The sequence below is a fragment of the Streptoverticillium reticulum genome (assembly GCF_047456005.1).
Classification (GTDB): domain Bacteria; phylum Actinomycetota; class Actinomycetes; order Streptomycetales; family Streptomycetaceae; genus Streptomyces; species Streptomyces reticulum.
Window position 1 is genome coordinate 5,847,521 of record NZ_CP179755.1, and the last position, 26,156, is coordinate 5,873,676.

At 70.0% G+C, this 26,156-nt stretch carries 25 protein-coding genes and 1 riboswitch; of the genes, 8 read left to right on the forward strand and 17 right to left on the reverse strand.

Annotation, left to right across the window (positions count from 1 at the left end; all coding sequences use genetic code 11):
* Positions 1 to 3: 3 nt before the first annotated feature.
* A complete protein-coding gene (locus ACMATS_RS26920; RefSeq protein WP_414169349.1) occupies positions 4 to 504 on the reverse strand; it encodes an ATP-binding protein in 501 nt (166 codons plus the stop codon).
* 269 nt (positions 505 to 773) lie between these two features.
* On the opposite strand from ACMATS_RS26920, the gene ACMATS_RS26925 reads away from it, so the two are divergent.
* Both ACMATS_RS26925 and ACMATS_RS26930 read left to right on the forward strand, forming a co-directional pair.
* Positions 774 to 1,628, forward strand: coding sequence for a helix-turn-helix domain-containing protein (locus ACMATS_RS26925; RefSeq protein ID WP_390777854.1), 855 nt, complete (start codon positions 774 to 776; stop codon positions 1,626 to 1,628).
* Between the two features lie 82 nt (positions 1,629 to 1,710).
* The gene (locus ACMATS_RS26930; protein WP_390777853.1) at positions 1,711 to 1,836 is read left to right on the forward strand and encodes a hypothetical protein; all 126 of its coding nucleotides are present in this window, start codon (positions 1,711 to 1,713) and stop codon (positions 1,834 to 1,836) included.
* A 424-nt stretch (positions 1,837 to 2,260) separates the two neighbouring features.
* On the opposite strand, the gene ACMATS_RS26935 is transcribed toward ACMATS_RS26930, so the two are convergent.
* The 5 genes from ACMATS_RS26935 to ACMATS_RS26955 all read right to left on the reverse strand — a co-directional run bounded on the left by ACMATS_RS26935 (position 2,261) and on the right by ACMATS_RS26955 (position 8,311).
* Positions 2,261 to 2,740 carry a hypothetical protein gene (locus tag ACMATS_RS26935; protein ID WP_414169350.1) on the reverse strand — a complete coding sequence of 160 codons (480 nt, stop codon included), beginning with the start codon at positions 2,738 to 2,740 and terminating at the stop codon, positions 2,261 to 2,263.
* 97 nt (positions 2,741 to 2,837) lie between these two features.
* Positions 2,838 to 4,622 (reverse strand): alpha/beta hydrolase, encoded by a 1,785-nt coding sequence (locus ACMATS_RS26940; RefSeq protein ID WP_414169351.1) that lies wholly within the window; start codon positions 4,620 to 4,622, stop codon positions 2,838 to 2,840.
* Positions 4,623 to 4,637: 15 nt separating this feature from the next.
* Entirely contained in the window at positions 4,638 to 5,039 is a 402-nt protein-coding gene (locus ACMATS_RS26945; RefSeq protein ID WP_414169352.1) for a hypothetical protein, read from the reverse strand.
* 47 nt (positions 5,040 to 5,086) lie between these two features.
* Positions 5,087 to 6,253, reverse strand: a complete 1,167-nt coding sequence (mycP, locus tag ACMATS_RS26950; RefSeq protein ID WP_414169353.1) for a type VII secretion-associated serine protease mycosin — start codon at positions 6,251 to 6,253, stop codon at positions 5,087 to 5,089.
* A gap of 1,731 nt (positions 6,254 to 7,984) precedes the next feature.
* A complete protein-coding gene (locus ACMATS_RS26955; RefSeq protein WP_414169354.1) occupies positions 7,985 to 8,311 on the reverse strand; it encodes an antibiotic biosynthesis monooxygenase family protein in 327 nt (108 codons plus the stop codon).
* Between the two features lie 110 nt (positions 8,312 to 8,421).
* Between ACMATS_RS26955 and ACMATS_RS26960 the strand changes: the two genes are divergently transcribed.
* On the forward strand, positions 8,422 to 8,730 hold the full coding sequence (locus ACMATS_RS26960; RefSeq protein WP_390777846.1) for a hypothetical protein: 309 nt from the start codon (positions 8,422 to 8,424) through the stop codon (positions 8,728 to 8,730).
* Between the two features lie 294 nt (positions 8,731 to 9,024).
* Positions 9,025 to 10,992, forward strand: a complete 1,968-nt coding sequence (locus ACMATS_RS26965) for a bifunctional glycosyltransferase 87/phosphatase PAP2 family protein (protein ID WP_414170804.1) — start codon at positions 9,025 to 9,027, stop codon at positions 10,990 to 10,992.
* A 104-nt stretch (positions 10,993 to 11,096) separates the two neighbouring features.
* Here the strand turns inward: ACMATS_RS26965 and ACMATS_RS26970 are convergent, their stop codons facing one another.
* From ACMATS_RS26970 to ACMATS_RS26985, 4 genes are all read right to left on the reverse strand, one after another.
* Positions 11,097 to 11,780, reverse strand: a complete 684-nt coding sequence (locus ACMATS_RS26970; protein ID WP_414169355.1) for a hypothetical protein — start codon at positions 11,778 to 11,780, stop codon at positions 11,097 to 11,099.
* Positions 11,777 to 12,238, reverse strand: a complete 462-nt coding sequence (locus tag ACMATS_RS26975) for a DUF6114 domain-containing protein (RefSeq protein ID WP_390777844.1) — start codon at positions 12,236 to 12,238, stop codon at positions 11,777 to 11,779. Before ACMATS_RS26975 ends, ACMATS_RS26970 begins: the two co-directional genes overlap by 4 nt.
* Before the next feature lies 1 nt (position 12,239).
* Positions 12,240 to 12,860 (reverse strand): DUF6230 family protein, encoded by a 621-nt coding sequence (locus tag ACMATS_RS26980; RefSeq protein WP_390777843.1) that lies wholly within the window; start codon positions 12,858 to 12,860, stop codon positions 12,240 to 12,242.
* Between the two features lie 186 nt (positions 12,861 to 13,046).
* Positions 13,047 to 14,282 carry a cytochrome P450 gene (locus ACMATS_RS26985; RefSeq protein ID WP_414169356.1) on the reverse strand — a complete coding sequence of 412 codons (1,236 nt, stop codon included), beginning with the start codon at positions 14,280 to 14,282 and terminating at the stop codon, positions 13,047 to 13,049.
* Positions 14,283 to 14,516: 234 nt separating this feature from the next.
* On the opposite strand from ACMATS_RS26985, the gene ACMATS_RS26990 reads away from it, so the two are divergent.
* Positions 14,517 to 15,686 carry a steroid 3-ketoacyl-CoA thiolase gene (locus ACMATS_RS26990; RefSeq protein WP_414169357.1) on the forward strand — a complete coding sequence of 390 codons (1,170 nt, stop codon included), beginning with the start codon at positions 14,517 to 14,519 and terminating at the stop codon, positions 15,684 to 15,686.
* Here the strand turns inward: ACMATS_RS26990 and ACMATS_RS26995 are convergent.
* The 5 genes from ACMATS_RS26995 to ACMATS_RS27015 form a co-directional block, all read right to left on the reverse strand.
* Positions 15,670 to 16,461, reverse strand: coding sequence for an ECF transporter S component (locus ACMATS_RS26995; RefSeq protein ID WP_414170805.1), 792 nt, complete (start codon positions 16,459 to 16,461; stop codon positions 15,670 to 15,672). The two genes, ACMATS_RS26990 and ACMATS_RS26995, sit on opposite strands and share 17 nt — an antisense overlap.
* A gap of 107 nt (positions 16,462 to 16,568) precedes the next feature.
* Positions 16,569 to 18,236 (reverse strand): ABC transporter ATP-binding protein, encoded by a 1,668-nt coding sequence (locus ACMATS_RS27000; protein ID WP_414169358.1) that lies wholly within the window; start codon positions 18,234 to 18,236, stop codon positions 16,569 to 16,571.
* A complete protein-coding gene (locus tag ACMATS_RS27005) occupies positions 18,233 to 19,477 on the reverse strand; it encodes a CbiQ family ECF transporter T component (RefSeq protein WP_414169359.1) in 1,245 nt (414 codons plus the stop codon). Before ACMATS_RS27005 ends, ACMATS_RS27000 begins: the two co-directional genes overlap by 4 nt.
* Positions 19,478 to 19,499: 22 nt before the next feature.
* Positions 19,500 to 20,138: an SCO2322 family protein gene (locus tag ACMATS_RS27010; RefSeq protein WP_414170806.1), complete on the reverse strand. Its 639-nt coding sequence runs from the start codon at positions 20,136 to 20,138 to the stop codon at positions 19,500 to 19,502.
* Between the two features lie 5 nt (positions 20,139 to 20,143).
* Complete coding sequence (locus ACMATS_RS27015) at positions 20,144 to 21,409, reverse strand: prenyltransferase/squalene oxidase repeat-containing protein (RefSeq protein WP_414169360.1); 1,266 nt, start codon at positions 21,407 to 21,409, stop codon at positions 20,144 to 20,146.
* A gap of 117 nt (positions 21,410 to 21,526) precedes the next feature.
* Positions 21,527 to 21,664, reverse strand: a riboswitch (cobalamin riboswitch).
* 123 nt (positions 21,665 to 21,787) lie between these two features.
* Here ACMATS_RS27015 and ACMATS_RS27020 point away from each other — a divergent pair.
* The 3 genes from ACMATS_RS27020 (at position 21,788) to infA (ending at position 24,461) form a co-directional block, all read left to right on the forward strand.
* On the forward strand, positions 21,788 to 23,236 hold the full coding sequence (locus ACMATS_RS27020; protein ID WP_414169361.1) for an aldehyde dehydrogenase: 1,449 nt from the start codon (positions 21,788 to 21,790) through the stop codon (positions 23,234 to 23,236).
* Between the two features lie 212 nt (positions 23,237 to 23,448).
* Complete coding sequence (locus ACMATS_RS27025; RefSeq protein ID WP_414169362.1) at positions 23,449 to 24,240, forward strand: GNAT family N-acetyltransferase; 792 nt, start codon at positions 23,449 to 23,451, stop codon at positions 24,238 to 24,240.
* Complete coding sequence (gene infA / locus ACMATS_RS27030; RefSeq protein WP_390777832.1) at positions 24,237 to 24,461, forward strand: translation initiation factor IF-1; 225 nt, start codon at positions 24,237 to 24,239, stop codon at positions 24,459 to 24,461. Before ACMATS_RS27025 ends, infA begins: the two co-directional genes overlap by 4 nt.
* 305 nt (positions 24,462 to 24,766) lie before the next feature.
* Here the strand turns inward: infA and ACMATS_RS27035 are convergent, their stop codons facing one another.
* Positions 24,767 to 25,240 (reverse strand): NUDIX domain-containing protein, encoded by a 474-nt coding sequence (locus ACMATS_RS27035; RefSeq protein ID WP_414169363.1) that lies wholly within the window; start codon positions 25,238 to 25,240, stop codon positions 24,767 to 24,769.
* Positions 25,227 to 25,988: a DUF5919 domain-containing protein gene (locus ACMATS_RS27040; RefSeq protein ID WP_414169364.1), complete on the reverse strand. Its 762-nt coding sequence runs from the start codon at positions 25,986 to 25,988 to the stop codon at positions 25,227 to 25,229. Before ACMATS_RS27040 ends, ACMATS_RS27035 begins: the two co-directional genes overlap by 14 nt.
* Between the last annotated feature and the right edge of the window lie 168 nt (positions 25,989 to 26,156).

Genomic DNA, 26,156 nt, shown 5'->3' on the forward strand with positions numbered 1-26,156 from the left:
GGATCAGAGGCGCGCATAGTTGCGTGCTGCCTCGCGCGAGAGGGCGACCCACATCTTGCTTCCGCCGCTGAGCGGAGTACCCATGTGGTCGAGGCCGACGATGCCGCCGCAGGAGCCGACGACGGTGTCCAGCGTGGACAGTGCCTCGCGCCGCCGCGCGTGACAGGCCTTGCGGGCGGTTGCGGTGTGGGCGGGGTGCTCGTCGAACACGGTCAGCCGCAGCACGCCGAACCGCCAGCGAAGTGAGAGGCTCACTCCCTGTCCGGGGGTGAACTGGCAAGCGTGGGCGATGAGTTCCGATGCGGCGAGAGTGCCGAGCTCACTCATGTCGGCGAGCCCGTGGTCGGAGAGCAGGCGTCTGACGACGGTACGGGCCATGGCGAGGCAGTAGGCGCCACCGGGGAAGGCGAACGAGTAGTCGAGGGTGGCGGGTTGGGGGGTGGCTGCAGCTGCGGCCGCTGCCGCGAGCGCGGCCTCCGACACGCAGGGTGGGTTGTTACTCATGTGCGGTCACTCCATGGTGGTGGGGGGAGTGGAGTCCTCGCACGCGAACGGGTACCGGTGGCCTGCCTCCCTGGGCGCGGGCACACCTCGCCCCAGGGAGGGCGGGCGTGCTTGCGCGGTGCGCTTCCGGTGCCACGGCGTGTGAGCTGAGCAACACCGAAGGTAGCGCAGTGGCTGCGCACATTGCTACCTGATCGCTGCAGACTGCTACGCGGTGGATCTGCTCCCCTCGTCCCGGCAGACTGTGCGTGCTACCTGAGAGAGGTGACATGCCACCGAGAAGGATTCCCACCGTCCGTCAGCGTCGACTCGGCAGCGAACTGCGCAAGATGCGCGAGGCAGCGGGCGTGACGACACAACAGGCGGCAGCGCTGCTCGGAGTGGACCGGACGCGCATCCCCAACATGGAGTCAGGGCGTTTCGGCATCAGTGCCGACCGTGTGCGTGTGCTGGCGGCCAACTACGGCTGTACGGACAGCGATCTCATCGAGGCCTTGGCCGGCATGGCACTGGACCGGGGTCAACGCTGGTGGGACTCTTACCGGGACCTGCTCCCGGTGGCCTTTCAGGACGTCGCGGAACTCGAACACCACGCAACGGCCATGCGCATGTTCTTGATGGTCCATCTTCCAGGTTTGTTGCAGACCGCTGAACACGCGCGTGCGGTCTTCGAGATGTCGCTCGCACCGCTCCCTCCCAGGGAGGTCGAGCTACGAGCGGCCCACCGGATGCGTCGCCAGGAAATCCTCACCCTGCGCGAGCACCCGCCGCAGTTCACCGCAATCATTCATGAGGCCGCTCTGCGCATGCAGTTCGGAGGTCCCAAGGTGACCGCCGACCAGCTGGCCCACCTCATCCGGATGAGCGAGCGGAGCAACATCACGCTTCGCGTACTGCCCTTCGACGCGGAAGGCTTTGCCGGTCCCGGGCAGCCGATCTGCTACGCCCACGGGCCGGTTCCTCAGCTCGATACCGTGCAGTTGGACAGCTTCCACGGTGCTGTCTTCGTCGACTCCGAGACTGATTTGCTGGACTACCGCCGCCTGCTGGACAAGGCGGAGGAACGCTCCCTGTCACCGGACGACTCGCGCAGTCTTATCCACGCCATTGCCCAGCAACTCTGAGAGGCCCACGATGTCCGAGATTCAGTGGCAAGTCCCCTTCTGTGGAGGCAATGGTGGCAACTCCTGCCTCCAACTTGGGCACATGGCCGACGGCACCCCCATACTGCGCGAAACCACTCGCCCGAGGGAGCTGGTCACCACCACTCGCGAAGGCCTGCGCAACTTCATAGAGGCCGCGAAGCGCGGCGAGCTCGATCACCTCGTCTGAGGCGACTTTGCGGGCCCGCGCGGCCAATGGGGTCCGTCAGCGGTCGATTTACCTCAGCGAATCCCGTCACGAAGGTCGATCCACGACCAGAGAACCGAGTAGTCAAGGCTACTTCTTGCTGTACTCGACAACACATGCAATCGCAAGTGCCAACCCTAGAAGGCCGACCGCCAACTGGGCGAGAATCTGCAGCACTCCAGCACCATCCATAGTGCTGCGGACGCATCCGGCCAGACCACCCACGGCGGCGATGATGCCGAGCACGAGATACCTGGAGCCCAACTTGAGGCCCTCGGGGCGGGGTCGGGGACGGCGAGGCCTCGATGGGCGCTGATCGGCTGGGTTCATCATTTCGATTTCCGCTTGAGGGCGGCCAGCGGCGACATTTCAATCCGCTGACATCCGGCGTTTCCGCGGCCCCGTGTCAATACTCGCCGCTCAAGTCTGTGTCTTCGGGTGCTCGGAAGCACGCGGAAACCAGCGTGACCATGATTCCGGACTCTTTGCTGGCCGATGGAGCACTGCCGGGTTTCGTCGCATCGAGCAGCTCAATGTTGGCCGTGAACTGCTCCTTGGTGGAGTCAGCGAGAATCCTGAGGTCTTTGTCCGGGCTGTCGTTGGGACCGTACTTGGTGATGTTCCATCCATTGCTCGGCATTCGCTCGCGGAGCTTATCGAATCCGTCGGACAGGGCGTCCTTGGAAACCCCGTACGCCGACCATGTGTGGCGCACCTTGTAGAGATGCTTGGGGTCCTCTGCACAGGTTGAAATGCCGGGTCCGGGTTGGGTGGTCTTCCCTCCGCGGATTTCAATCATGTCGAATATCTGGCTTGAGATCGCTCTGGCCTTCTCTTTGGCCTGGTCAACGCCAAGCGTGGCAGGCTCATAGCCGAGCTTGTTCATCTTGTCCTCGTTCGAACATCCGGTTCCGGTAGCCGCAAGAGCCGCGATGGCTGCAACTGTGACGAGTGGGCGACGAAGGGTCACCGACGGGGATTTCCTATTCAAGTTCCACCTTCTTGTACTGCCCGACGACGACGGCTGCCTGGTTGCGCAGGCTGACCGAATCGGGTTCCCAGTAGTGACTGTGGCTGTCGGAGTCCGTAGTCATCCGGTTGGCTCCGAAGGCTTCGTCTGACGGCACCGTCTGTTGAAGCCCTACGTTGTAGGGGATGCCGTGCCAAGTCTGGACCCCCATTTTGTATCCACCGAGGCCAACGACTCTTCCTCCCAAGGGAACTTGGTCATCCACGGTCGAGGCGGCCTCAGACCATACGTGCCCCTTTCCGACGTCCAGATCGCCGGCTTCCTTGACCAGCATGCCCGGACTGCCGGCCACAATGATGTCGTCGGCCGCAAGATCCCCCTTGTTGGAGGCATCCCCGACCACCGTGCTGCCGTAGCTGTGGCCAATGACAGTTGTGTGACTCCTGCCCGGACCGCCCTGTGCAGTCTGCAAGCCGTCGAGGAAGTTGTTCAGTCTCGGCGCACCCGCATGTGCATACTCCTCGGACATCGCCTCGGGGACGATGCTCTGGGGAGCGTCGTAGCCCAGCCACGTCACCGTCGACAGGTCCGGGCTTCCCGGCATTCCACGCCCGGCCGCCCATAGGCGGGTCATCCGCTTGATGTCCCCGTCGATGCCAGCAAGCCGTGCAGTGGTGCCGGGGACATATACTGCGGTGTTGGCTGCCGAGTCGGGATTTCCGTTGGCGACTATGGCGTGTCCGTTGCCTCTGGTGTCAAAACCCAGCAAGTATGCCTCGGGGAGATCTTCCTTGCTTTCCAGGTCCAAGCGTCGCTGAATAGCGTTCATCCCGTCCAGCTTGCCGCTTACCTGCTCCCGCTCCGACTTCCACTCCTCCCACTTGGGCGAGATCTGTACTTCTGACCGGGCGTCACTTCGCATGAAATGCAGCAGCTTCTCCGGCTGATTGGCGTCGAGCGATTTCAGCTGTTGAAGAAGATCTTCACGGCTTTCAGTCAGGACAATCCTGTTCGCGCCATCACGTATGGCTGCCGGGAGTCCGTCCATGGCGCCGATACTGGCGGGGTACAGGGCTGCGTACTCATCCTGTTCCGCAGGGGAGAGGTTCGCCCACCATTTGGCGTTCTCTTTCGGGGACTTGCCCTTGGGAATCTTCGAATCCGAGAAGTGCTTCCCCGCTGCAGCGCGAATGTCCTTCACGTCACGTGCGACGTCCGACCAATCGGTCTTGGTCAGGTCGCTGTTCGTGGTGAGCTTCGCCAGTGCTCTGGTGTAGCGCCCGTCGATCTCGCTCGCCTCTTTAAGCGCATCGCCTATGCGGTTCGCTATCTCCTGCGCCTTGGCCTGGTTGGGGTCCAGCGTGCTGTCCGGCTTGAGCAGCGAGGGCATGGCTCCGGGCGCGGCTGGCGTGGGGAGCAGTGGAGCCGGGGTCGACGGGGTCTTGGGGTACTCGACTGACCCATCGGGCTTAACCGTGAACTTCATGCCCTCTGCATCCTCAAGCGCCTGCTTCAACTTGCGCTGAGGAGCTTCGAGTTCTTCGGCAAGGCCGCTGAGGGCTGTCCGGATCAGACCGCACTCGGCGTGGATGTACTGGTAGTTCTTGGTGAGCGTATCCAGGTTCTTCAGGGCCGCCGTCGCTGCATCGCCCTTCTGGGTGCCGCGCAGCCTGGCAGTAATCTGCTGGTCCACGCGTTCTCTCGCTGCGTTGGCACGGCTGCTGATCAGGCCCCAACCGTCGGATGCCTTGGTGAACTTGGAGCGATCCAGGTTCTTCAACTCGTCGATGGTCACCACGGTTGGCTGTTGCTCCTACTTCGAGTAATCATCGATCTTTGATGTGGCCCGGACCCCGTCGAATGACGCCTTCACCCGAGCTTCGTTTTCGCCGAAGTCAGTGCCGACCTTCTTCAACGACCCTTCCAGGCCCGAGCAGTGATCGCGCACAGAGCTCAGGCGGCTCTGCCATCCGCCGAGGATTCCGGCCAGAGCTGACGCACTTGCGAAGCCGACAGTGCCCGATTTGATTCCGTCATGGGCGTGCTCCAGGTCGGCGAGGGCCGCCTGCATGTCGTGTTGCAGCTCGCCTGCAACGCCCGAGGCCGTGGTCCATGGCTGCACGCTGGCCTTGTGCGTGCCGCTACCTCCTCCGGAGTCCGAGTCGGCAGAGGCCAGAAGGATTCGGGTGTCCTGCTGTGGCTCGGTGTCCGTCATCGTGAAGGCTCCGGGTGTCGTGGTGCTGTGCATGTGGCGAGGGAGCGTCAGGCCTTGCGGCGGCGAGCGACGAGCAGTGGGACCGCTACGGCCAGGGCGACCACGGCGGCGATGCCTGCCGCGAACATGTTGCGCGTGGATAGCAGGCCGTTTCCGCTGGAAGCTCGCGCGGTTCCGGTCGGCTTGGCGCCGGCGCTCGGGGACGGCGATGACGTCGACTGCGTCGCGAGCGGGCTGACGTCGGCAGGGCCCGGGTCGCCGGGGTTCTGGAGGGCGATGCGGGGGCGGACGACACCGTAGCCGATGGTGTCGCTGCGCTTCTCACCGCTCTTGGGGCCGCCAGCCGTGTTGATGAGGACGCGGAGGACTTGGTTGGCCGTCCAGTCGGGGTGGACGGACCAGATGAGGGCGGCGGAGGCGGAGGCGAGGGCGGTGGCGTCGCTGGTGCCGTCGCCTGTGCAGAGTCCGGGGGTTCCGTTGGTGCACGGTCCCACCATGTCTGAGCCGGGAGCAGCGAGAACCACTTGCGCGCCGTGCTGGGACCAGGCAGCGGCCTTGATCTGGCGATCCACCGCACCAATGCCAACAACACCTTGCGTCGCAGCGGGGTATTCCGCGAGGTTCGCCTTGTCGCCAGAATTTCCTACACCTGCGAATACCAACTTCCCCTTTTTCAAGGCGTAGTTGATCGCATCCGTCTCTCTGCTGTCCTCTCCAGGGCTTGAGAGCGAGATGTTAAGGACTTTGGCATCAGAGTCGGCAGCGAAGCGAATTGCCGAAGCAATCGCCGCTGCGCCTGTCTCGAAGTTGTTCGTGCCAGATGCTCTCAGCGGGAGAATCTTCACCCCTGGGGCAAGACCGAATATTCCTTCCCCCTTGCCCGTTCCGCCAATGAACAGGGCCATTCGCGTTCCGTGGCCGGTGGTATCCGTGTTCGCGCCGCCAAGCTGGCCTGTGAAGTCACGCCCTTCAAGGACCTGACCGTGGAGGTCTGGGACACTCACATCAACGCCAGAGTCGATAACGGCAACAGTCACCCCACTACCCGTACTGGTCTTCCACATCTCCTCTGCCTGCATGGCATCCAAGTACCACTGCTGAGAGCGGATCGAGTCGGCGTGGGCCGGCGTACTGGCGAGTCCGAGAATCTGCAAGCCGATTGCTGCTGCCAGCGTGACTTTTGCGTGATTCCCAGTAGCGCTGCGCATCAGCATCCTTTTGACTCTCGTGTTAGCAGGTTCAATCGATGACAGGTGGGACCACGCGGCTGCGGCGTTCGGTCCAGGTGGCTTCGTCCTCGACTACGTAGTCAGGACGTTGACTGCCTCGGCGTCCTTGCCGATCCCGTTCTGTCGCAGAAGAACCTCGAACCAGTCCCGCTCCACCAGGAGTAAAGGGGCGATCGGTCGCACTCGAATGTTGTTGAGGACGGCCACCTACAATCCCGCCGCGCTCAGTAGCCAACCGCCTGCCAGTTTGGCCTTGCGGTGCTCTACCCACGGAGCCCCCTCCTATCGAGCCCGCGCCTGGGCCGTAGCTGCCCGGAACACGCGCCTGAGCTTCTCGCCGAGCAGGCTCTGCGCCGATGACCGTCCCCCTGGGCGCACTTCCACCTAGCTGCTCACCAATCCGTGGGGTTGGACGACCCCCTACAACACCGTCTTCAGGAATCCTCGGTGCGCGCGCAACCGGCGACATGCCGCGGCCTCCCTGACTCGGAGACGGCAGGTCTGCAGCCCTGACCGAAGCTCGGGGACCGACCAGCGGCAACGGTGAGCCATGCCTGGTGCCAGCAATCGGCGCGGCAACAGGCGGGGCTGGCAGCGCGTTTACGTGCACGTCGCTTTCGTGACTCGGGAGAGCCGCGACGCCAGGCTGAGCTGTCGGGATGTCCGGCATCGTCGTCAAGCCGTCCACACGACTGGCAACTGGACGGTCGGACTGCATGGTGGACGGACTGACCGAGCCTGAGCGCTCGTCGGGTACTTGGTGGCTGGGCATAGCCGAAGCGGACGGCAGGGCCATCACCGGCGTTCCAGCTTCATACGGGGGCGTGCCAGGCCTACCAGTCGGGATATTGCGGAGGCCTTCGATCTGGTGATCAGCAGGCAACACTTTCCCCGGCATAGCCGGAAACACCGGCCGCTCCGCCCCCTGCATGTTGTGTGCCGACCACGCATACGACTCCGCCAGCTGCCGCATCAGCCGGGCCGCCTCCGCGCGGTCCGCGTCCAAGCGCTGTTGCGCCGCGTACGCCTGTTGCTGCGTGGGGCCCTGCCCCTGCAGGCCGCCGCCCCCACTCCCACCCCCGCTCAACGGCGGTGCAACCGCCCCCACTTGCCCCGCATGGGCACCCCGGTACGCATCCAGCACCGTCCTCGCCCCCGTCGAAACCTCCGGCATCGACGAGTGGACGCGCGCCAGCGTCTCCGCCGCGTGACCCATCCACGTGCCCGCCGTACCGCTGAACGCGCTCAGCCGCTGCGTCGCGTTCGCCAGGTCCGAGCCCCACGTGCGGAACGCCTCGCCGCCCTCGCCCTCCCACGCGACGTGAGCGGTGTGCTTCTTGAGATCCTCGCCGATCTCACTGAGCGCCTTGGCCGCATCCGCAAGCTTGCGGCTCAGTTCCGCGGCGGCCGGCGGCGATGCCTGTGCCACCATCGCGCGCAGCTCCTCGTGCGACTTCGACTCGAAGTCCGACACGGTGAACAGGCCGCTCACCGGCTGCCTGATCGCCGGGCCGGCGAAGCCGGCACCACCGACCGCGGGGGTGGTCATCAGATCACCCCCGCGTCATCGGCACCGATCCCGCCGCCGTGCCCGCGCTGCTGCTCCGCACTCACGTCCGCCCCGCCCGTCCCGTCCCTCGTCCACCCGTGTTGACGGGACGCAGACTACTGTCCGGCACTGACGGGCCGCCTGAGTACGCGTACTCAGGTACTCGGTCAGCCCTGCTTCGGTCCCGCCTGCTGCACGACCTCGAACGACCACAGCGTGGAGTCCGCAGCAGCCGGCCGCTGCTGGGGGGCGCCCTCGCCGCCGCTCTGGTGGGCCGACCGCATCGGGCCCTCCATCCACGCCTTGAAGTCCTCCTCGCTGCGCCAGCGCGTGTAGACGAGGTACTTGTCGGTGCCCTCCAGCGGGCGAAGCAGCTCGAACCACTCGAAGCCGTCGGAGTTCTCCACGACACCGGCACGCGAGGCGAAGCGCTGCTCCAGCACCTCGCGTTGCTCGGCGGGGACGGTCAGGGCGTTGATCTTCACGATGCTCATGACCTCATCCTGCCGCAGGCACCTCGCGTCGGCGTCGCCGGGGACCGGCTGTGACGGTCGGCCACGACAAGCCCCTCACAGGTGACCGTGCGCCCGTAGGGTGAGTCGTCGTGAAGACCCCCGACGAACTGCGTGTCGCGCTCGCCCGTCTCGCCCCGCACCGGCTGGCCGAGATGGAGCGGCAGAAGAACGAGGCGTTCCAGCTCGCGGCCACGAGCAACAGCATCGGGCCGATCCGCGGCTGGTTGACCGTCTGGTCGGGTGAGGTCGAAGTGGAGCGCCGCCCCGACCTCCTGGTGAGGCGCCGGGCCGCGGAGCATGCGGTGCAGACCCTCGACCGGGACGATCCGGCGTGGCGTGCCGGCATGGACGAGCTCCTGGCCGTCGTGAAGGAGTCCCGTGAGGCGGCGGCCGGGTGAGCCGAACGCTCCGCGGGAAGTGTGGGTCGTCGGCTGCAGGCCCGTTGTGGCTTGTCGCGCAGTTCCCCGCGCCCCTTATGGCCCCCCGTGCGCTAACTTCGTCTCGCCCCCGAGAGTCCCCCGAGAGTCCCCCGGGTGACCCGGGGGTGACCTGCCTCCGATCCCGTGGACTCAGTAAGGTCTCAAAGAGCTCGACGAGGTGACCGGACTGGGCGACCGGAGGAGCGGCTAAGCGTGGCGGAAGCAGAGCGGAGCGGGCTCGGAGGCCCGCTGAGGGACGGCTCCCGCACCGGCATGGTGCTGGGGGTCCTCTGGGGGCTCGCCGGGCTGCTCGCCGTGCGTCAGGCCGCCGCCGTGCTGCGGCTTCCGCCCGAGCGGCGGTTCACCGATCTGGCCACCTGGATCGGCGACAACGGTGTGCTGCACGTGCGCGGCTCGCTCTACGACACCGACCGGTTCACCGGCACCCCGTTCGCCGGACTCGTCCTCAAACCGCTGAGCCGGGCCGCCGAGCAGAGCCTCGGCATCGCCTGGACCTTCGGCACGCTGCTCCTCGTCGTCGCCCTCGCGCTCGTCGTCGCGCGCTCCGTGCCGGAGCCGGTCCCGCGGCGCACCGCGCTGCTCGCCGCACCCGTCGCCGTCATCCTGACCGTGGCCTCGCTGCCCGTGCGCAACACCTTCACGCTCGGGCAGACCAGCATCATCCCCGTTCTGCTTGTTGTTCTCGCCTGTTGTCCACCGCGTCCTGCACAGGACGACGGGCCGGGCCCCGGCATCCTCGTCGGTCTCGCCGCCGCCCTGCAGCCCGCCGTGCTGCTCTTCGCGCCGCTGCTCTGGTTCACAGGGCGGCGGCGCGCTGCTTTTGCCGGTGGCGTCACCTTCGCCGTCTGCACGGTCCTCGCCTGGGCGGCTCTGCCCGACGACTCGTGGGCCTACTGGGTGCACCACATCGCCGGCGCCGGCCTCGGCAGTCACCCCGACGGGCTCGCCAACCAGTCCCTGCACGGACTGCTGCTCCGCATCGGTCTGCACGGCCCCGCCGAACTCGCGCTCTACGCACTGCTGTCCGCGGCCGTGGCCGTCATCGGTCTGCGCCGCGCCGTGCGCTACGCCCGCGACGGGCAGCTGCTGCTGGCCACCGCCCTCACCGGCTGCGTCGCCGTCGCCGTCTCGCCCACCGCCTGGCAGCACCAGCAGCTGTGGATCCTGCTCGCCGTCGTCGGCCGGGTCGGCCGACGGCGCGCCGGCCGGCTGGTGTGGCCCCTGCTCGTCGTGCTCGCCATGACGCTCCCCAGCACCGTCCTCGTACCGCCGAACCCCGTGCTCGGCCCGCTCGGCGACAACGCCCCGCTGCTGGCCGCCCTGCTGGCCGCCTGCGCGGTGCCGTTCCTGTCGCGCGGCGCGGAGCTGTGGGAGCGGCCGGAGCCGACCCCGGTCGCCGAGCCGCAGCGCGGGCGCTGGTCCTGGGTGCCGCTGCTCGGCTTCTGGAGGCGTCCGCTCGACCGTCCGAACCTGTTGCTGGAGCTGATGTTGATACGGGTCGGCTACTGGGCCTACTCCTACGTCCGCGCCCAGGCCCCCGACTCGCGCAGCCTGGCGGAGTCGCACGGCCGGCAGATACTCGGCATCGAGCGTTTCCTGCACATGGACGTCGAGCACGCCTTCAACCACTTCGTGGCGGGCACCGACCGGCTCGCGGACGCCATGGACTACTACTACGGCACGTTCCACTTCATCGTGCCGGTGTCCCTGCTGGCCTTCCTCTACGTGCGCCGCCCCGCGCTCTACCGCTGGGGCCGCACCGGGCTGGCCGTCGCGACGCTGCTGGCGCTCGCCGGGTTCTGGCTCTACCCGCTGGCCCCGCCGCGGCTGATGCCGGGCCTCGGCTTCATCGACACCGCCAACGGGCCGCAGGACCTGGCCCACCCCGACTTCGGGGCGCTGACGGAGCTGTCCAACCAGTACGCGGCGATGCCCTCGCTGCACATCGGCTGGTCGCTGTGGTGCGGGATCGTGATCGCCGTGATCGCGCCCAAGAGGTGGATGAAGGCGCTGGGCATGCTCTACCCGCTGCTCACCTTCTCGGTGATCATCGGGACGGCCAACCACTATGTGCTGGACGCGCTGGGCGGGGTGCTGGTCGTCGCCTGCGGCTTCGGCATCCAGTACGTGCTGACCGGGCCCGGGCGGCGGGCGCCCGCCGTGATCCCCGGGGCGCGGGGGGAGAGCGATCCGGTCGCGCCCGAGCCGGTGCGGGCCTAGCGGCCCGCTGGGAGCGGCTGTTCTGCGGGTGCGGGTCTGTTGTGGCTTGTCGCGCAGTTCCCCGCGCCCCTGACGGGGTGCGGGCTGCTCAAATGGTCAGCTCGTCAACTGCCCACCGTGATCTGCTGCGTCGAGTCCGTCGCGTCCGTCACGCTGTACGTCGCGTTGAAGACCGACGTGGTGGCGGCGGTCGGGCAGCCGAAGCCGCCGGTGACGGTGACGGGCACGGAGGCGCCGCTGACGGCGAACTGCGACGGCGCGCCGTTGGTGAACGTCGTGTCGAAGGACGCGGTCCCGCTGGGTGCGGCGGTCACCGTACACTCGGCCAGGCCGGTGGTCTGGAGGACGAGGCCGCCCTGGGGGATGGTCATCGTGGCGGTGATCGGCGACCCGTTCTGCATCGAGATGCCCCAGACGCCGGACGTGGTGACGGTGACGGTCACGCCGGGGAGGTTGGCGCTGCAGTCGGAGTACGTGGGGGCGTTGACCGAACTGGCCACCGGACCGGCGGGGTTGGCGTTGCCGGGCGCCGCGGGTATCTGGTTGTTGGCCGTGGTGCCGTCGGGCTGGCTGGTGGAGACGTTGCACGTGACGGTCACGGAGCCGGCCTGGAAGGTGGCCTGTCCGTTGAGGGTGGCGGCGAAGAAGTGCCCGGCGGGGGAGACGGTGGTGGACCCGGCGTCGGCCGGTCTCGCGCTGGCCGAGCCGGCCAGGCCGAGGCCGAGTGCGGCGAGAAGGGCGAGGCCGGCACCGGAGGCGACGAGCGGGCGCGCAATGCGGAAGGTCATCTGATCTCCTTGGGTGGGGACTGCGGAAGCGGTTCCGCGCCGGGCGCGGGGTCGTTCTCCGGCAGTGGTGCGGGCGCCGGTGTCCACGCAAAGGTCATGGCCCCGCCGACGATGCCGAGGACCGTGCCGATCAGGAAGCCGCCCAGGTTGGACATCACCAGCGCGGCCGTGGCCATCAGGACGGTGAGCACCCCGGCGAGCGAGCGGTACTGCGGGGCGAACCAGGCCGTCAGGCCCATGACGACCATCACCAGGCCCATGAGGACCGAGGGGATGCCCGCGATGCCCTGCTCCAGCATGATCTTCAGCGGGGCCAGCGGGAGGGCGCAGATCTCCGCGCCCGCGACGACGGTGACCAGGCCGCCCCAGAACGGGCGGCCCTTGCGCCACCGTCGCCAGGTGCTCCGGAGGTGGCGCGGGGTGCGCGGGGTGGGGGCGTCCGACGTGGAGCGGTCCACGTCAGAAGCACTCCTTCCTGCCCAGGCCGATCTTCATGTCGAGGCCGGACAGCTTGAACGTTCCTGCATTGGTCGCCCAGGCGGTCTGCTTGACGTCGCTGATCTCGAGCCGCCGGGCCTGCTGGCCGAAGGCGTCCTGCAGGCCCTGGGCGCTTTTCGGGCCCTTGTCGAGGGTCGACGCGTCCCGGCCGATCTCGACGTCCCTGAACACCGCGTCGCCGGACATCTGGGTGGCGTCGATGAACAGGTTCTCGGCCTCGACCGGCTTGTCGCCCTTGCCCGCGGTGAGCTGCAGCGAGATGTCGCCGAGCATCGGCAGCGTGGTCACCACCGACTGGCACAGCGAATGGATCTTGGCGCTCTTGATGGCGGTGACCGCGACCGGCAGCAGCTTGCCGCGGGCGTTGCGGTCCACGCCGCCGTACTGGGCGAAGCCGTCGCCCTCCATGCTCTGGGCACGGATCTTGAACTCCTGCCCGGAGACCGCGAACGAGGCCGCCAGGGCACCGTCGGCGAGGGCGACGGCCAGCGCGGCCGTGACGGCGAACCCGGGCACGGCCAGGACGGCGAACCTGCGCCACCTGACCTTGCCGGTCACCTGTCTTCCTTGATCGTCCTTCATGTGGATTCCCCTCGGACGGTGTGGGGTTGGCGGTCATGGGGGTGCGTGGTCGCACGCGCAAAGGTGCCGCCCCGGAAGGTGTACCCGAGGGTAAGTCCGCCCTTATTGGCCTGACAAGGGGTCAGGTATGGTCCAGATCAAGGGAGTTGGGGATCTCGGGTGGGCGGGTGGGTGGGGTCGCGGGGGTCATGGTCCGTAGACCACCTGCAGTTCCTTGATCCCGTTCAGCCACGCCGAGCGCAGCCGCCGCGGCTCCCCGGCCGCGCGGATGCCCGGCACCGCGTCGGCGATCGCGCGGAAGACCAGGTCGATCTCCAGCACCGCCAGCGACCTGCCCAGGCAGAAGTGCGGGCCCCCGCCGCCGAAGCCCAGGTGGAAGTTGGGGTCGCGGGTGATGTCGAAGGCCTCGGGGCGGTCGAAGACCTCGGGGTCGTGGTTGGCGGAGGCGTAGAAGAGGCCGACCCGCTGCCCCTCCCGCACGGTCACGTTCCCCAGCCGCACGTCGCGTGTCGCCGTGCGCTGGAAGGAGACGACCGGGGTGGCCCAGCGCACGATCTCCTCGGCCGCGGTCGCGGGGCGTGCGTGCCGGTAGAGCTCCCACTGGTCGGGGTGGGTGAGGAAGGCGTGCATGCCGTGGCTGATGGCGTTGCGGGTGGTCTCGTTGCCGGCGACGGCCAGCATCAGGACGAAGAACCCGAACTCGTCGGAGCCCAGGCTGCCTTCGCCCTCGGCGGCCACCAGCCGGCTGACGATGTCCCGGGCGGGGCGGGCGGCGCGCGCGCCGGCCAGGTCCATCGCGTAGGAGATGAGCTCCGCGGCGGCGAGGGCGCCGGTCTCCTCGGTGACGGCGAGCTCGGGGTCGTCGTAGGCGATCATCCGGTTCGACCAGTCGAAGATCTTCGCCCGGTCGCGCTGGGGGATGCCGATGAGCTCGGCGATGGCCTGCAGGGGCAGTTCACAGGCGATGTCGGTGACGAAGTTGCCGCTGCCGCGCTCGCGGGCAGCCGCCACGATGGTGCGGGCCCGTTCCCGCAGGGCGGTCTCCAGGGCCCGGACCGCCCGCGGGGTGAAGCCGCGCTGCACGATCTGCCGGACGCGGGTGTGCTCGGGCGGGTCCATGTTGAGCATCATCAGCTTCTGTGCGTCGATCGCCTCCGGCGAGATGCCGGGGTGGAAGCGGATGACGGAGGTGTTGCGGGCGGAGGAGTAGTCCTCGGGCCGGGTGGAGACCTCCCGGACGTCCGCGTGCCGGGTCACCACCCAGTAGCCGTCGTCCCCGAACCCGGCCAAGCCGTGCGGCTGGGCGTTCCACCACACCGGGGCGGTCCGCCGCAGCCGGGCGAACTCCGGGAGCGGGACGCGCCGCCGGTAGAGGTCGGGGTCGGTGAAGTCGAATCCGTCGGGCAGCGCCGGGCAGTCCATCCTTGGTCACCTCACATCTGACGTGACGTCAGAAAAGTTGCCGTGACCGTACTGACGGGCCCCCGGGGCGACAAGGGAGGCGACGCCATCTGTTGCGCAGGGGCGGCCTGCGCGACCCTTGCGTACCGGGGGTAGCAGTCATAAGACTGCGAGCGGGACGAGAAGACGAGAACACGTACTACTTCTGCTGCCGCGGGCACCGGGAAGCCCGCGGACACGAGGAGAGGGCGAGTCATGGCCGCGGAACCCGTCATCGTCGAAGCCGTACGCACCCCCATCGGCAGGCGCGGAGGAGCGCTCGCCAACCTCCACCCCGCCTACCTGCTGGGAGAGACCTACCGGGAGATCCTCGCGCGCACCGGCATCCAGCCCGACTGCGTCGAACAGATCGTCGGCGGCACCGTCACCCACGCCGGCGAGCAGTCCATGAACCCCGCCCGCACCGCCTGGCTCGCCATGGGGCTGCCCTACGAGACCGCGGCCACCACCGTCGACTGCCAGTGCGGCTCCTCCCAGCAGGCGAGCCACCTCGTCGCCAACATGATCGCGAGCGGCGTCGTCGACATCGGTCTCTCCTGCGGTGTCGAGGCCATGTCCCGCGTGCCGCTCGGCAGCGGCTCCCGGCACGGGCCCGGCAAGCCCTTCCCCGACGAGTGGAACGTGGACCTGCCCAACCAGTTCGAGGCCGCCGAGCGCATCGCCCGCAAGCGCGGCCTGACCCGCGAGCGCGTCGACGCCCTCGGCCTGCTCTCCCAGCAACGGGCCGCCCGTGCCTGGGCGGAGGAACGTTTCAAGCGGGAGACCTACGCGGTCCAGGTGCCCACCACGGAGGAGGAGCAGCACGCAGGGCAGGGCATGTGGCGCCTCGTCGACCGCGACGAGGGGCTGCGCGACACCAGCATGGAGGCGCTCGCCGGTCTCAAGCCCGTCATGCCCACCGCCGTCCACACCGCGGGCAACACCTCGCAGATATCCGACGGCGCCTGCGCCCTGTTATGGGCGTCCAAACGCATGGCCCGCGCCCTGCGGCTGCGCCCCCGGGCCCGGATCGTCGCGCAGGCGCTCGTCGGCGCCGACCCGCACTTCCATCTCGACGGGCCGGTCGACGCGACGCGGGCCGTCCTGGGCAAGGCCGGGATGTCGCTGCGCGACATCGACCTCGTGGAGATCAACGAGGCCTTCGCGTCGGTGGTGCTCTCGTGGACGCACGTCTTCGAGCAGGACCTGGAGAAGGTCAACGTCAACGGGGGCTCCATCGCCCTCGGCCACCCGGTCGGTGCGACCGGCGCCCGGCTGATCACCACCGCGCTGCACGAACTGGAGCGTACGGACAAGGAGTTCGCCCTCGTCGCGATGTGCGCGGGCGGGGCGCTGGCGACGGGGACGATCATTCAGCGGCTTTGAACCGTGCGGGCGCCTCGAACGCGGCCCGCCGGGTCGCCCGGCGCAGGGCCCTGAGGACGACCGGGCCGAGCGCGAGCGTCGCGGTCACCGTGACGAGCGCGCGCGGCAGGTCCCAGCCGAGGGACGTGGCCAGGCAGTACGCCACGAAGCGCGCCAGGTTGTCGGGGAGCGGGTCGCCGGGGACGAAGGACACCCCGGAGGCCAGGGAGCCGATGTAGGGCCAGCCCTGGAGGTTCATCACCGTGCCGTAGAGGACGGACGCGACCGCCCCGTACGCGGCCAGCATCGCCGACTCCCGCCGCCCGCGCAGCCGGTCGGGCGCGGGCAGCAGGCCCGCGCCCATGGAGACCCAGCCCATGGCCAGCATCTGGAACGGCATCCACGGCCCGACGCCGCCGGTCAGCAGGGCCGACGCGAACATCGAGAGCGAGCCGAGGACGAACCCGAAGCCGGGGCCGAGGACGCGGCCGGACAGCACCATCAGGAAGAACATCGGCTCGATGCCGGCCGTGCCCGCACCGAGGGGGCGGAGCGCGGCCCCCGCGGCGGCGAGGACGCCGAGCATGGCGATGGCCTTGGCGTCCAGGCCGGAGTCGGCGATCGTCGCCACGACGACGGCGAGGAGGAGGGGGAGCAGGGCGGCGAACAGCCAGGGGGCGTCGTTCGCATGCGCGAGGCTCGACGTGGGGGCGGCCATGAGGGGCCAGGCGAACGCGGCTACGCCGATGGCGGACACCAGGAGGAGGGCGGCCACCGAGCGGGCCCCGAGACGGATCGCTCGGGCCTGGCGGTCGGCCGGTCCGGCACCGCCGGATTCCGCCGTCGTGGTTGCTCGCCGTTGCGGCGGGGGAGAAGGGGCCGCAGGCCCCTTGACGAACCCCCTCACGCCATCACCCCCAGCGCCTCCCGCACCTGTGGCACCGTCAGCCACGGCTGCGGGGCCAGGATCTTCGAGACCTGGGGGGCGAAGGACGGGGACGAGACCACGACCTCCGCGGTCGGGCCGTCCGCCACGATCTCGCCCTCGGCCAGGATCAGGACGCGGTGCGCCAGTTCCGCCGCGAGCTCCACGTCGTGCGTGGCCAGCACGATGGCGTGCCCCTCGGCGGCGCGGGCTCGGAGGATCTCCACCAGGCGGGCCTTGGCCGCGTAGTCGAGGCCGCGCGTGGGTTCGTCCAGGAGCAGGAGAGGGGGACGGGCGGCGAGCACCACCGCCAGGGCGAGCGCGAGGCGTTGGCCCTCGGAGAGGTCGCGGGGGTGGGTGGCGTCGGGTATGTCCGGCAGCAGGTCGGAGACCAACTCCCGGCAGGTGCCGGGGTTTGCGCCCGCGTCCTGGTCGGCGGCGGTGCACTCCGCGGCCACCGTGTCCGCGTACAGCAGGTCGCGCGGGTCCTGCGGGACGAGGCCGACGCGCCGGAGGAGCCGGCGCGGGTTCGTGCGGTGCGGTACGGCGTCGCCGACGCGCACCGTGCCGCGGGCGGGTTCGTGCATGCCGACGAGGGTGCGCAGGAGGGTCGACTTGCCGGCTCCGTTGCGGCCCATGAGGGCGACGGTCTCGCCGGCCCGGACGGTCAGGCCGATGTCGCGCAGCGCGTCGACGCGGCCGTGGCGGACGGCCAGGCCGGACGCTTCGGCGACGGGTGCGGGAGCGGCCTCGGCGCGGGCCGGTTTGCGGAACAGGCCGGCGCGGCGCTGCCGCGGGGGTGCGGGTGCGGGCGCGGGTTCCGGGACCGACCCGGCGAGGCGCTCGCGCAGCGGGGCCGCGCGGCGGCGGGCGTCGCGGACGGAGAGGGGCAGTGGGGACCACCCGGCGAGCCGGCCCAGGGCCACCACCGGCGGCTGGACGGGCGAGACCGCCATGACCTCGGCCGGGGTGCCGGTGACGGGGGCCGCGCCGGGGGAGGGCAGCAGGATCAGCCGGTCCGCGTACTGGACGACGCGCTCCAGGCGGTGTTCGGCCATCAGCACGGTGGTGCCGAGGTCGTGCACCAGGCGCTGCAGCACGGCCAGCACCTCCTCGGCGGCCGCCGGGTCCAGGGCGGAGGTGGGCTCGTCCAGGACCAGCACCTGCGGGTGCGTGGTCAGCACCGAGCCGATGGCGACGCGCTGTTGCTGCCCGCCGGAGAGGGTGATGATGGGCCGGTCGCGCAGGGCGGCGAGCCCGAGCAGGTCCAGGGTCTCCTCGACGCGGCGGCGCATGGTGTGCGGGGCGAGACCGAGGGACTCCATGCCGTAGGCGAGTTCGTCCTCGACGGTGTCGGTGACGAAGTGCGCGAGGGGGTCCTGGCCCACCGTGCCGACGACGTCGGCGAGTTCGCGGGGGCGGTGCGTGCGGGTGTCACGTCCCGCGACGGTGACGCGGCCGCGGAGGGTGCCGCCGGTGAAGTGCGGAACGAGGCCGCTGACGGTGCCGAGGAGGGTGGACTTGCCGGTGCCGGAGGGGCCGACCAGCAGGCACAACTCGCCCTCGGGGACGGTGAGGTCCGCGTTGTGGAGGGTGGGGGTGTCGGCGCCGTCGTAGGTGACGGACACGTTCTCGAACCGGATCACTGTGCAGCCTCGTCGTCGTGGGTGGATTTTCTTTGCCCCTGACCCGCCCCTTCCCGTTTCCTGGGGGCTGCCGCCCCCAGACCCCCGCTGATCGCGGCTTCGCCGCTCGTCCTCAAACGCCGGACGGGCTGATTTGTGCCCGTGCCGGGCAACTTCAGCCCGTCCGGCGTTTGAGGACCGGGGGTTCGGGGCCGGGGCACCCCAACAAACGCCGGCAGCAAACCGATCAGCACCGCCCCCGCCGCCCCCAGCGGCAACACCGGTGCCGTCAGCGGGACCACACCCGGGTGCAGCGGAGCCTCCGGTGCCAGAGCCATCAGCACCGCCACCGCGATGCCCGACCCCGACACCAGCCACGCCCGCACCCCCCACACATCCGGCCGGTACCGGGTCCGAACGGACCGGCGTCCGCCCAGCAACAGCCCCCCGAGCGCGGCCGCCAGGCCGAGCAGCAGGACGGGGACGCCGTACCCGGCACCCTCGTCCGCCAGCAGCCCGTACGTCCCGGCGCACACCCCGGTCAGGCCCCCGAGCGTCAGGACGTTCGTCACGTGCCGTACGGAGCGCGGGACTTGGGCCGTGCGCCCGTAGCCCCGTGCGTCCATCGCCGCCGCCATGGCCACCGACCGTTCCAGCGCGCCCTCCAGCACCGGCACCCCCACCTGCAGCAGGGCCTTCGGGCCCCGGTCCGGGCGGCCCCGCAGGCGCCGGGCGGCGCGCAGCCGGGCCACGTCCGCGACCAGGTTCGGCGCGAACGTCATCGCGACCACGACCGCCACCCCGGCCTCGTACAGCGCACCCGGCAGGGACTTCAGCAGCCGCGCCGGGTTGGCGAGGGCGTTCGCCGCGCCCACGCAGACCAGCAGGGCGGCCAGCTTCAGCCCGTCGTACAGGGCGAAGACCAGGCCCTCCGCGGTCACCCGGCCGCCGATGCGCACCCCGCGCGCCCAGTCGGGCAGCGGGACCTCGGGGAGCGTGAGCAGCGTGTGCGTACCGGGGATCGGCGAGCCCAGGAGCACCGCGAAGACCAGGCGGATGCCGATGACGGCCAGCCCGAGCTTGAGGAACGCCCCGTACGAGCGCGCCCACGGCGCGTCCGTCCGCCGGGCCGCCACCACATAGCCCGCGACGCCGACGAGCAGGCCGAGCAGCAGGGGGTTGGTCGTCCGCGATGCCGCCGCGGCCAGCCCCAGGGCCCAGATCCACCATGCGCCGGCGTGCAGAGCGCCGCTGTTCCTCACCCGATGTTCCCTGTCCGCGTTCCTATCCGCGCCGGCGGCGGGTCTGCCAGACGGCGGCCGCGCCGAGGACGGCCACGGCCGCGATGCCCGCGACCAGGCCGGCGGAGGGCCCGCCGTCGTCCTTCTTCTTCTCCGGTCCGGCCGCGGGCCTGCTGCCGCCGCCCACCTGCTCGCCGCAGCCCGACTCCGGGTATCCGGCGATCGCGCACAGCAGCGCGGAGGAGTTGTAGCGCAGCGGCTTCGCCACCGCGGCCAGCGCCTCCCCGGCGCTCGCGTCCGTGCCGACCTGCGCGCACGCGGTGCGCGCGGCCGGCGGGGCGGCGCCCGCGGGGGCGTCCGCGGCCGTGCCGAAGTCGAGGACGACGGCCACCCGCTTGCTGCCGTCCTTCGCGGGCGTGGCGTCGCACACCGCCGCGAAGTCGGCCGCGCCCCGCGGCTTCGCCGCCTGCGCGGAGTCCTCGCTGACGGCGAAGCGGAAGCCGATCGTCTCCCCGTCGCCGGGGCGTGCGGTGGCGGGGCCCTGCGTGGCGTACGTCCAGTCCTTGCCGCCGCCCGCCGCCTGCCAGAAGGACCAGTAGCGGTAGCCGGCCGCCTGCGCGGGGGCCGCGCCGAGCACTGCGAGCATCCCGGCCGCCAGAAGCGCACCGGCTCCGCGCATCACCCGTGTCACTGCTGGTTCTTCTTCATGCGGCCGCTGAGGAGGATGCCGACGCCGACGCTGGCGATGAAGGCGGCGCCCAGGACCCACCAGCGGGTGGAGTCGCTGCCGCCGTCCTTCTTCTCCTCGGCCGACGGCTTCTCCGAAGCCGCGGCCTCCGGCTTCGGGCCCGTCGCGGCGAGCTGCTGCACCAGGTCCGCGCCGCCGAAGGCGCGCGGGTCGGCGCCCGCGGTGTGCGCGGCGAGGATCAGCTTGGCGAGGCGGCCCGGGTCGCCCGCGGCCCACTCGGCGGTCTTGCTGTCCTTGGACTGCAGCCACGCCAGCGGCTTGCCGGCCGCCTCGCGGTGCCCGCCCGCGGCGAGGGCGATCACGGCGTCGGCGGTGGCGCCGAAGTCGGGGCCCTCCGGGGCGCCCGGCATCGAGGACTTCAGCTGCCCGCCGTTCGCGTCGAGCTTCTTCGCCAGGTAGCCGGCGACGGCGTCGGCCGCAGCGGCCGCGTCCTTGGGCTTCGCGCTGTCGTCGCCCGCGCAGTCCAGCGGCTTGACGGGCTTGTCGCCCTTGTCCGGTGCACCGGCCCCGAAGCCCTTGCCGAGGGCGGCCAGGGCGGCCGCGGTCGAGGCGAGGTCGTTGGCCTGCAGCTCGCCGTTCTGCGGGAGGTAGGCGAACGCGCCGCGCTCGTCCTCCTTCTTGTCGCAGCCGAGCTGGAAGGACAGCAGCGCGTCGTACGGGCTCTTGCCGCCCTTGCCGGTGGCCTTCGCCGGGTCCTGGCCCGCGGCGGCGAAGGCGCCGGCCGCGATGGAGGTGGAGTTGGCGTCGCTGGCCGCGCCGGGGGTCATGCCCCAGCCGCCGTCCTCGTTCTGGTGCTCCTTGAGCCAGCCGAGGCCCTTCTGCACGGCGCCGTCCCGGCCGCCCACGGCGGCGAGGCCCTGCACGGCGGCGGAGGTCGCGTCCGTGAACTCGCCGGCCTTGGGGTCGCAGGCCTTGCCGGTGTCGGCCCGGTAGCCGGCGAAGCCGCCGTCGGAGCACTGCTGGCCCGCCAGCCAGTCCACGGCCGCGGGGGCCGGGGAGACGCCCACCGCGTGCTGGGCGACGAGGGCGAGCGACTGCCGGAAGACACCGTCGAACTTGGGGTCCTTGGCGCCGTACAGACCCGGGGCCGCCGGGGACGGGGAGCCGTCGGCGAAGGCCGCGGGCGCTGCGGCGGCGCCCAGCACGGCGGCGGTGGCCAGGGCCACGGCGCCGCGGCGCGCGTGGACGGCGAAGGAGGGGGCCATGGGGGTCGGTGCCTCTCGGTGTCTGTACGAGTCCGTACGGGAGGGCGTACGCAGCCGCGCGGCGGTCGCCGCGCCGGGGCGCGGGGCACCGGCCCGGCCCCGCATACCTCGACGGGTGAGCCTTTTCCGCCTCGGTACGGGTGCTCCGGCTCACAGGGCCCGGGGCCCTGCTCACGGTTGCGGGTCAGCGCCGGATTCGCACCGGCTTCCCCCGTTCCGAGGTGGGATGAAGTTGTCCCGGACACCTTAACCGGATGCCCGCATGCGTGGCGGGGCGGTTACGTACCGCACATGCGCATGCATTGCCCGTCCTGCGGGGAGCTGCTATCCCCATCTGATGGGGCATCTGATGGGACGTCAGATAGGGAGGGGTCACAGATGACCGGAATCGCCGAGCACGGACAGCTCTTCATCGGCGGCACCATGGTGGAACCGGCGACGGACGCCGTGCTCGACGTCGTCTCGCCGCACACCGAGGAGACCATCGGGCGCGTGCCGCACGCCGCGCCCGCCGACGTGGACCGGGCCGTGGTCGCGGCCCGTACCGCCTTCGACTCCGGGGTGTGGGCCGGGCTGCCGCCGGACGAGCGGATCGCGGTCGTCACCCGCATCAAGGACGCGATCGCCGCCCGGTACGAGGAGTTCGCCCGCGTCATCTCCGCGCAGAACGGCTCCCCCTACTCCTGGAGCGTCCTCGCGCAGGCGCTCGGCGCGGTGATGGTGTGGGACTGCGCCATCTCCGTGGCCCGGGACTTCCCCTACGAGGAACGCCGGGCCGGCGCGCTCGGCCCGCTGCTCGTGCGGCGCGAGCCGGTCGGGGTGGTGGCGGCCGTGGTGCCCTGGAACGTGCCGCAGTTCACCGCGGCCACGAAGCTGGCGCCCGCGCTGCTGGCCGGCTGCTCGGTGATCCTCAAGCCGTCGCCCGAGACGCCGCTGGACGCGTACCTCCTCGCGGAGATCGCCGCGGAGGCAGGGCTGCCGGAGGGCGTGCTGTCGGTCCTGCCCGCCGGGCGGGAGACCGGCGAGTACCTCGTCGGGCACCCCGGCGTCGACAAGGTGGCCTTCACCGGGTCGGTCGCGGCGGGCAAGCGCGTGATGGAGGTCGCCGCGCGCAACCTGACCCGCGTCACGCTCGAACTGGGCGGCAAGTCCGCCGCCATCGTTCTGCCGGACGCCGACCTGGACGCGGCCGTCGCGGGCATCGTGCCCAGCGCCTGGATGAACAACGGCCAGGCGTGCGTTGCCCAGACCCGCATCCTGGCCCCGCGCGTCCACTACGCGGAGCTCGCCGAACGGTTGGCCGCGGCCGCCGCGGAGTTGACCGTCGGCGACCCGCTCGACCCGGCGACCGCGGTCGGCCCGCTGGTGACGCGGCGGCAGCGCGACCGCTCGCTGGAGTACATCGCATTCGGGAGGGAGGAAGGAGCCAAGATCCTCGCGGGCGGCGGCCGTCCGGCCGGCCGGGAGAAGGGCTGGTACGTCGAGCCGACGCTCTTCGGGGACGTGGGCAACGCGATGCGCATCGCCCGCGAGGAGATCTTCGGCCCGGTCGTCTGCCTGCTGCCCTACGAGGACGAGGAGGAGGCCGTCGCGATCGCCGACGACTCGGACTACGGGCTGTCGGGCAGCGTGTGGACGGCGGACGTCGAGCGGGGCGTGGAGGTGGCGCGCAGGGTGCGCACGGGGACGTACTGCGTGAACACCTTCAGCCTGGACATGATGGGGCCCTTCGGGGGCTACAAGTCCTCGGGGATGGGTCGGGAGTTCGGGCCGGAGGGGTTTGCGGAGTATCTGGAGCACAAGACGATTCACCTGCCGGCGGGGTGAGGGGTGAGGCGTTACGAGCTCACAGGAAAAGGGTTTGAGCGAGGCGGCGACCCGCTGCTACTTTCGTGGCGGACCGTGAAGTCGTCGTATGGAGGTGAGACCCGTGAACACAGTTACCCATGGGTGCTCCCTCAACCCGTCACGGTCCGGCGGCTGACGTTCGGTGTCGCCAGGAGCGCCTGAGATCGAGGCACTCCTGGAAAGGGACTCCGATGAACACGAAGCCTTTCACATCCGGCCTGAGCGAGAACGCGGTGAGGATCACGCGCGTCGCGGACAGGCAATGGCATGCACTGGATGACGACCTGGTGGTCGGCCGCGGACATGCGGAACACCGGCCCGACGGGCGCTTGTTCGTCAGCATCGACGCCTGGCACGACGCCACCTTCGACCGACTCGCCGAGGCGATGCTGGCGGAATTGCCGGCGCCGCTGTACACGGTGGTCGACGAAGCGGACGTCGAGTTGACGGCCGGCTGGCGCCGGGCCGGTTTCACGATACGGCGCCGCGAGCGGGAGTATGCCGTGCCGACCGACCCGCGGATCACAGGGCTCGAAGAAGTCCTGCCGCCTTCGGGCGTGACGATCGTGCCCGCCGGTCAGGCGGACGAGGGACTGCTGCGGGCGGTGGACCGCGCGATCCGTGACGAAGTCGAGGCGACCGTCGGGTGGCACTCGATGCCCGCGGAGGTGATTCCCCGCCCCGAAGGCGACACCATCGTCGATCCGTCGAAGTACGCGGTGGCCGCGGTGCCGGACCGCTACCTGGGTCTGATCCGGGTGGTGACGGTGAACCGGCCGCGCATCGGGCTGGTCGCGGTCCGGGCCGGCGAGCAGCGCCGCGGCATCGCGCGGGCGTTGGTGGCCCACGCGCTGGGGACGCTGCACCGCTCCGGGTTCGCCGAGGCCTGGACCGAAGTCCAGGAGTCCAACCGAGCAGCCTCGGCGCTGTTCGAGGGCCTCGGCGCCCGGCCGATGAGCAGCAACCTGGAGCTGGTGCGATGACGAAGAACAAGAACGTCATCGAAGTCGAGGGCAAGGTCGTCGAGTGCCTGCGCAGCGCCATGTTCACGGTGGAGCTGGAGAACGGCCACCAGGTGCTCGCGCACATCAGCGGGAAGATCCGCAAGAACTACATCAAGGTCATGCTGGAGGACCGGGTGCTGGTGGAGCTCCCGCCGTACGACCTGACGCGCGGCCGGATCGTGTTCCGGTACCGGAACTGAGTGCTCCGCGGAGGGGTGGTGGGTCAACTGCGGGCTCGTTGTGGCTGGTCGCGCAGTTCCTCGCGCCCCTTCGGGGCACGATCACGCACCACACTTCGCCAAGCCCGCTCAGGTGAACCCGCCCGGCCGAACGTGACTGATGACGGCCGGGCGGGAGGCGGCCTGCGAAGTGATCGGCGCCTCGGGAGTGGAGCGCGTGCTTCCGGCAGCGGAAACCCTTGTGAACGACCCCTGAAAGTCAGGGTTTCCGCTGCCGGAAGGAATGCCACCGCTTGGCGGTTGCGCCGGTCGGCTCCGACCTCCGGTCAGCGGATGGCGGGCGTACGACCGTGCCGCCAGTCGTCGATGCGCTTCCGGATGCCGGACACCATGGGGAGGTTGTCCACTTCCTGGGGGGCGAACCAGCGGACGTCTGTGGACTCGTGGGAGACCGCGAGCTCCTGGGCGGCAGGGACGGGCTGGGCGAGGAAGCAGACGGAGAACTCCTGCCGTACCTCGCCGTCGTCGTAGGCGAAGACGTGCCGGGGGTTGCTGTACGTGCCGATGATTCCCGTCACTTCGACGTCCAAGCCCGTCTCTTCCTTGGTCTCTCGTACGGCACAGTCGGCGAGGGATTCCCCGATGTTCATCGCTCCGCCGGGCAGGGCCCACATGCCGTTGTCACGGCGGCGCTGGAGGAGAATGCGTCCGGCCTGGTCCACGACCACGGCCGATGCGGCCGGCACGAGGCTGTTGGCGGCGGGGGCGTTGGGATCGTCTTCGTAGTCACGTCTGGCCATGTGTGTTGTCTCCCCAGAGCGGTGTTCCGTTGTTCCAGAGCTCTTCGGTGTGCGATGCGAAGCGGTCGAAGAGCCCGTTGTCCTGGTGGCGGCGCAGGTGAAGCGTGGGGGCATCGTGCCCGACGTGGTGGGTCAGCAGAGGCGTCACGATCATGTCGTCGTCGAAGCGGAAGACGGAGAGGTGGGAGTGGCCGTCGCTGAACCGTGCCCTGATCCCGTGCTGGTCCTTGAGCTTCTCCAACTCGGCGAGGGTGACGCGGATGCGGGTGGAGAGGGTCAGTGCGACACCCTCGTCCTGCTCCCGGGTGCGGGTGAGGTCGCTGTCGGGTCTGCCGACGAGGAACCGGACCCGGCAGCCCTGGGCGGCCTTGCGGCGCAGGGCTGTGCCGAAGCGTGCCTGCTCCAGCCAGAGAAAGTAGTTGGTGTAGCCGGCGAAGGTCAGTTCGGCTCGGGCTTGCGTGATCAGTGAGCGCCACAGGACGGCGGGGCAGCCGGACCGGTACGGGTATACGGAGACGATCTCCCGGTCGGGCCCGAGTTTGATCGCCCTTTTCGCCGCCGTAGGCCATAGCACCGTCTCGTCCTCTCCCAGCGCTTCGCAGGCAGCCCATCTGTGCCGGGCGCGGGGAATGCGTCCCGGCTGAGTGATCCACCGGCCCACCGTCTTGAGGTCCACGCCGCACCGCTCGGCGAGCTCGCGGTCCGACAGACGTGCGTTGGACATGGCACGCCGTAGGGCTTCGTTCATGTGTACCCCCGCAGGGACGTTGGGAACGCTTTGCAAGCTAGCCGTACTGCGTTCCCAACGGTCCGCGAACGCAGTTGGAACGCCCCCTTCGGGGCACGAGGGTGATCGGCATGACCGATACGCAATCCAGATGGCTGGGCCTCGGGGCACGCACAGGTGCGTCCCTGC

What these genes read in the sequence shown, in the direction of transcription:
- ACMATS_RS26920 (WP_414169349.1), bottom strand. Translation starts at nt 504, where the DNA reads ATGAGTAACAACCCACCCTGCGTGTCGGAGGCCGCGCTCGCGGCAGCG.
- ACMATS_RS26925 (WP_390777854.1), top strand. Translation starts at nt 774, where the DNA reads ATGCCACCGAGAAGGATTCCCACCGTCCGTCAGCGTCGACTCGGCAGC.
- ACMATS_RS26930 (WP_390777853.1), top strand. Translation starts at nt 1,711, where the DNA reads ATGGCCGACGGCACCCCCATACTGCGCGAAACCACTCGCCCGAGGGAG.
- ACMATS_RS26935 (WP_414169350.1), bottom strand. Translation starts at nt 2,740, where the DNA reads ATGAACAAGCTCGGCTATGAGCCTGCCACGCTTGGCGTTGACCAGGCC.
- ACMATS_RS26945 (WP_414169352.1), bottom strand. Translation starts at nt 5,039, where the DNA reads ATGACGGACACCGAGCCACAGCAGGACACCCGAATCCTTCTGGCCTCT.
- mycP (WP_414169353.1), bottom strand. Translation starts at nt 6,253, where the DNA reads ATGCTGATGCGCAGCGCTACTGGGAATCACGCAAAAGTCACGCTGGCA.
- ACMATS_RS26955 (WP_414169354.1), bottom strand. Translation starts at nt 8,311, where the DNA reads ATGAGCATCGTGAAGATCAACGCCCTGACCGTCCCCGCCGAGCAACGC.
- ACMATS_RS26965 (WP_414170804.1), top strand. Translation starts at nt 9,025, where the DNA reads ATGGTGCTGGGGGTCCTCTGGGGGCTCGCCGGGCTGCTCGCCGTGCGT.
- ACMATS_RS26970 (WP_414169355.1), bottom strand. Translation starts at nt 11,780, where the DNA reads ATGACCTTCCGCATTGCGCGCCCGCTCGTCGCCTCCGGTGCCGGCCTC.
- ACMATS_RS26980 (WP_390777843.1), bottom strand. Translation starts at nt 12,860, where the DNA reads ATGAAGGACGATCAAGGAAGACAGGTGACCGGCAAGGTCAGGTGGCGC.
- ACMATS_RS26985 (WP_414169356.1), bottom strand. Translation starts at nt 14,282, where the DNA reads ATGGACTGCCCGGCGCTGCCCGACGGATTCGACTTCACCGACCCCGAC.
- ACMATS_RS26990 (WP_414169357.1), top strand. Translation starts at nt 14,517, where the DNA reads ATGGCCGCGGAACCCGTCATCGTCGAAGCCGTACGCACCCCCATCGGC.
- ACMATS_RS27015 (WP_414169360.1), bottom strand. Translation starts at nt 21,409, where the DNA reads ATGGCCCCCTCCTTCGCCGTCCACGCGCGCCGCGGCGCCGTGGCCCTG.
- ACMATS_RS27020 (WP_414169361.1), top strand. Translation starts at nt 21,788, where the DNA reads ATGACCGGAATCGCCGAGCACGGACAGCTCTTCATCGGCGGCACCATG.
- ACMATS_RS27025 (WP_414169362.1), top strand. Translation starts at nt 23,449, where the DNA reads ATGAACACGAAGCCTTTCACATCCGGCCTGAGCGAGAACGCGGTGAGG.
- infA (WP_390777832.1), top strand. Translation starts at nt 24,237, where the DNA reads ATGACGAAGAACAAGAACGTCATCGAAGTCGAGGGCAAGGTCGTCGAG.
- ACMATS_RS27035 (WP_414169363.1), bottom strand. Translation starts at nt 25,240, where the DNA reads ATGGCCAGACGTGACTACGAAGACGATCCCAACGCCCCCGCCGCCAAC.
- ACMATS_RS27040 (WP_414169364.1), bottom strand. Translation starts at nt 25,988, where the DNA reads ATGAACGAAGCCCTACGGCGTGCCATGTCCAACGCACGTCTGTCGGAC.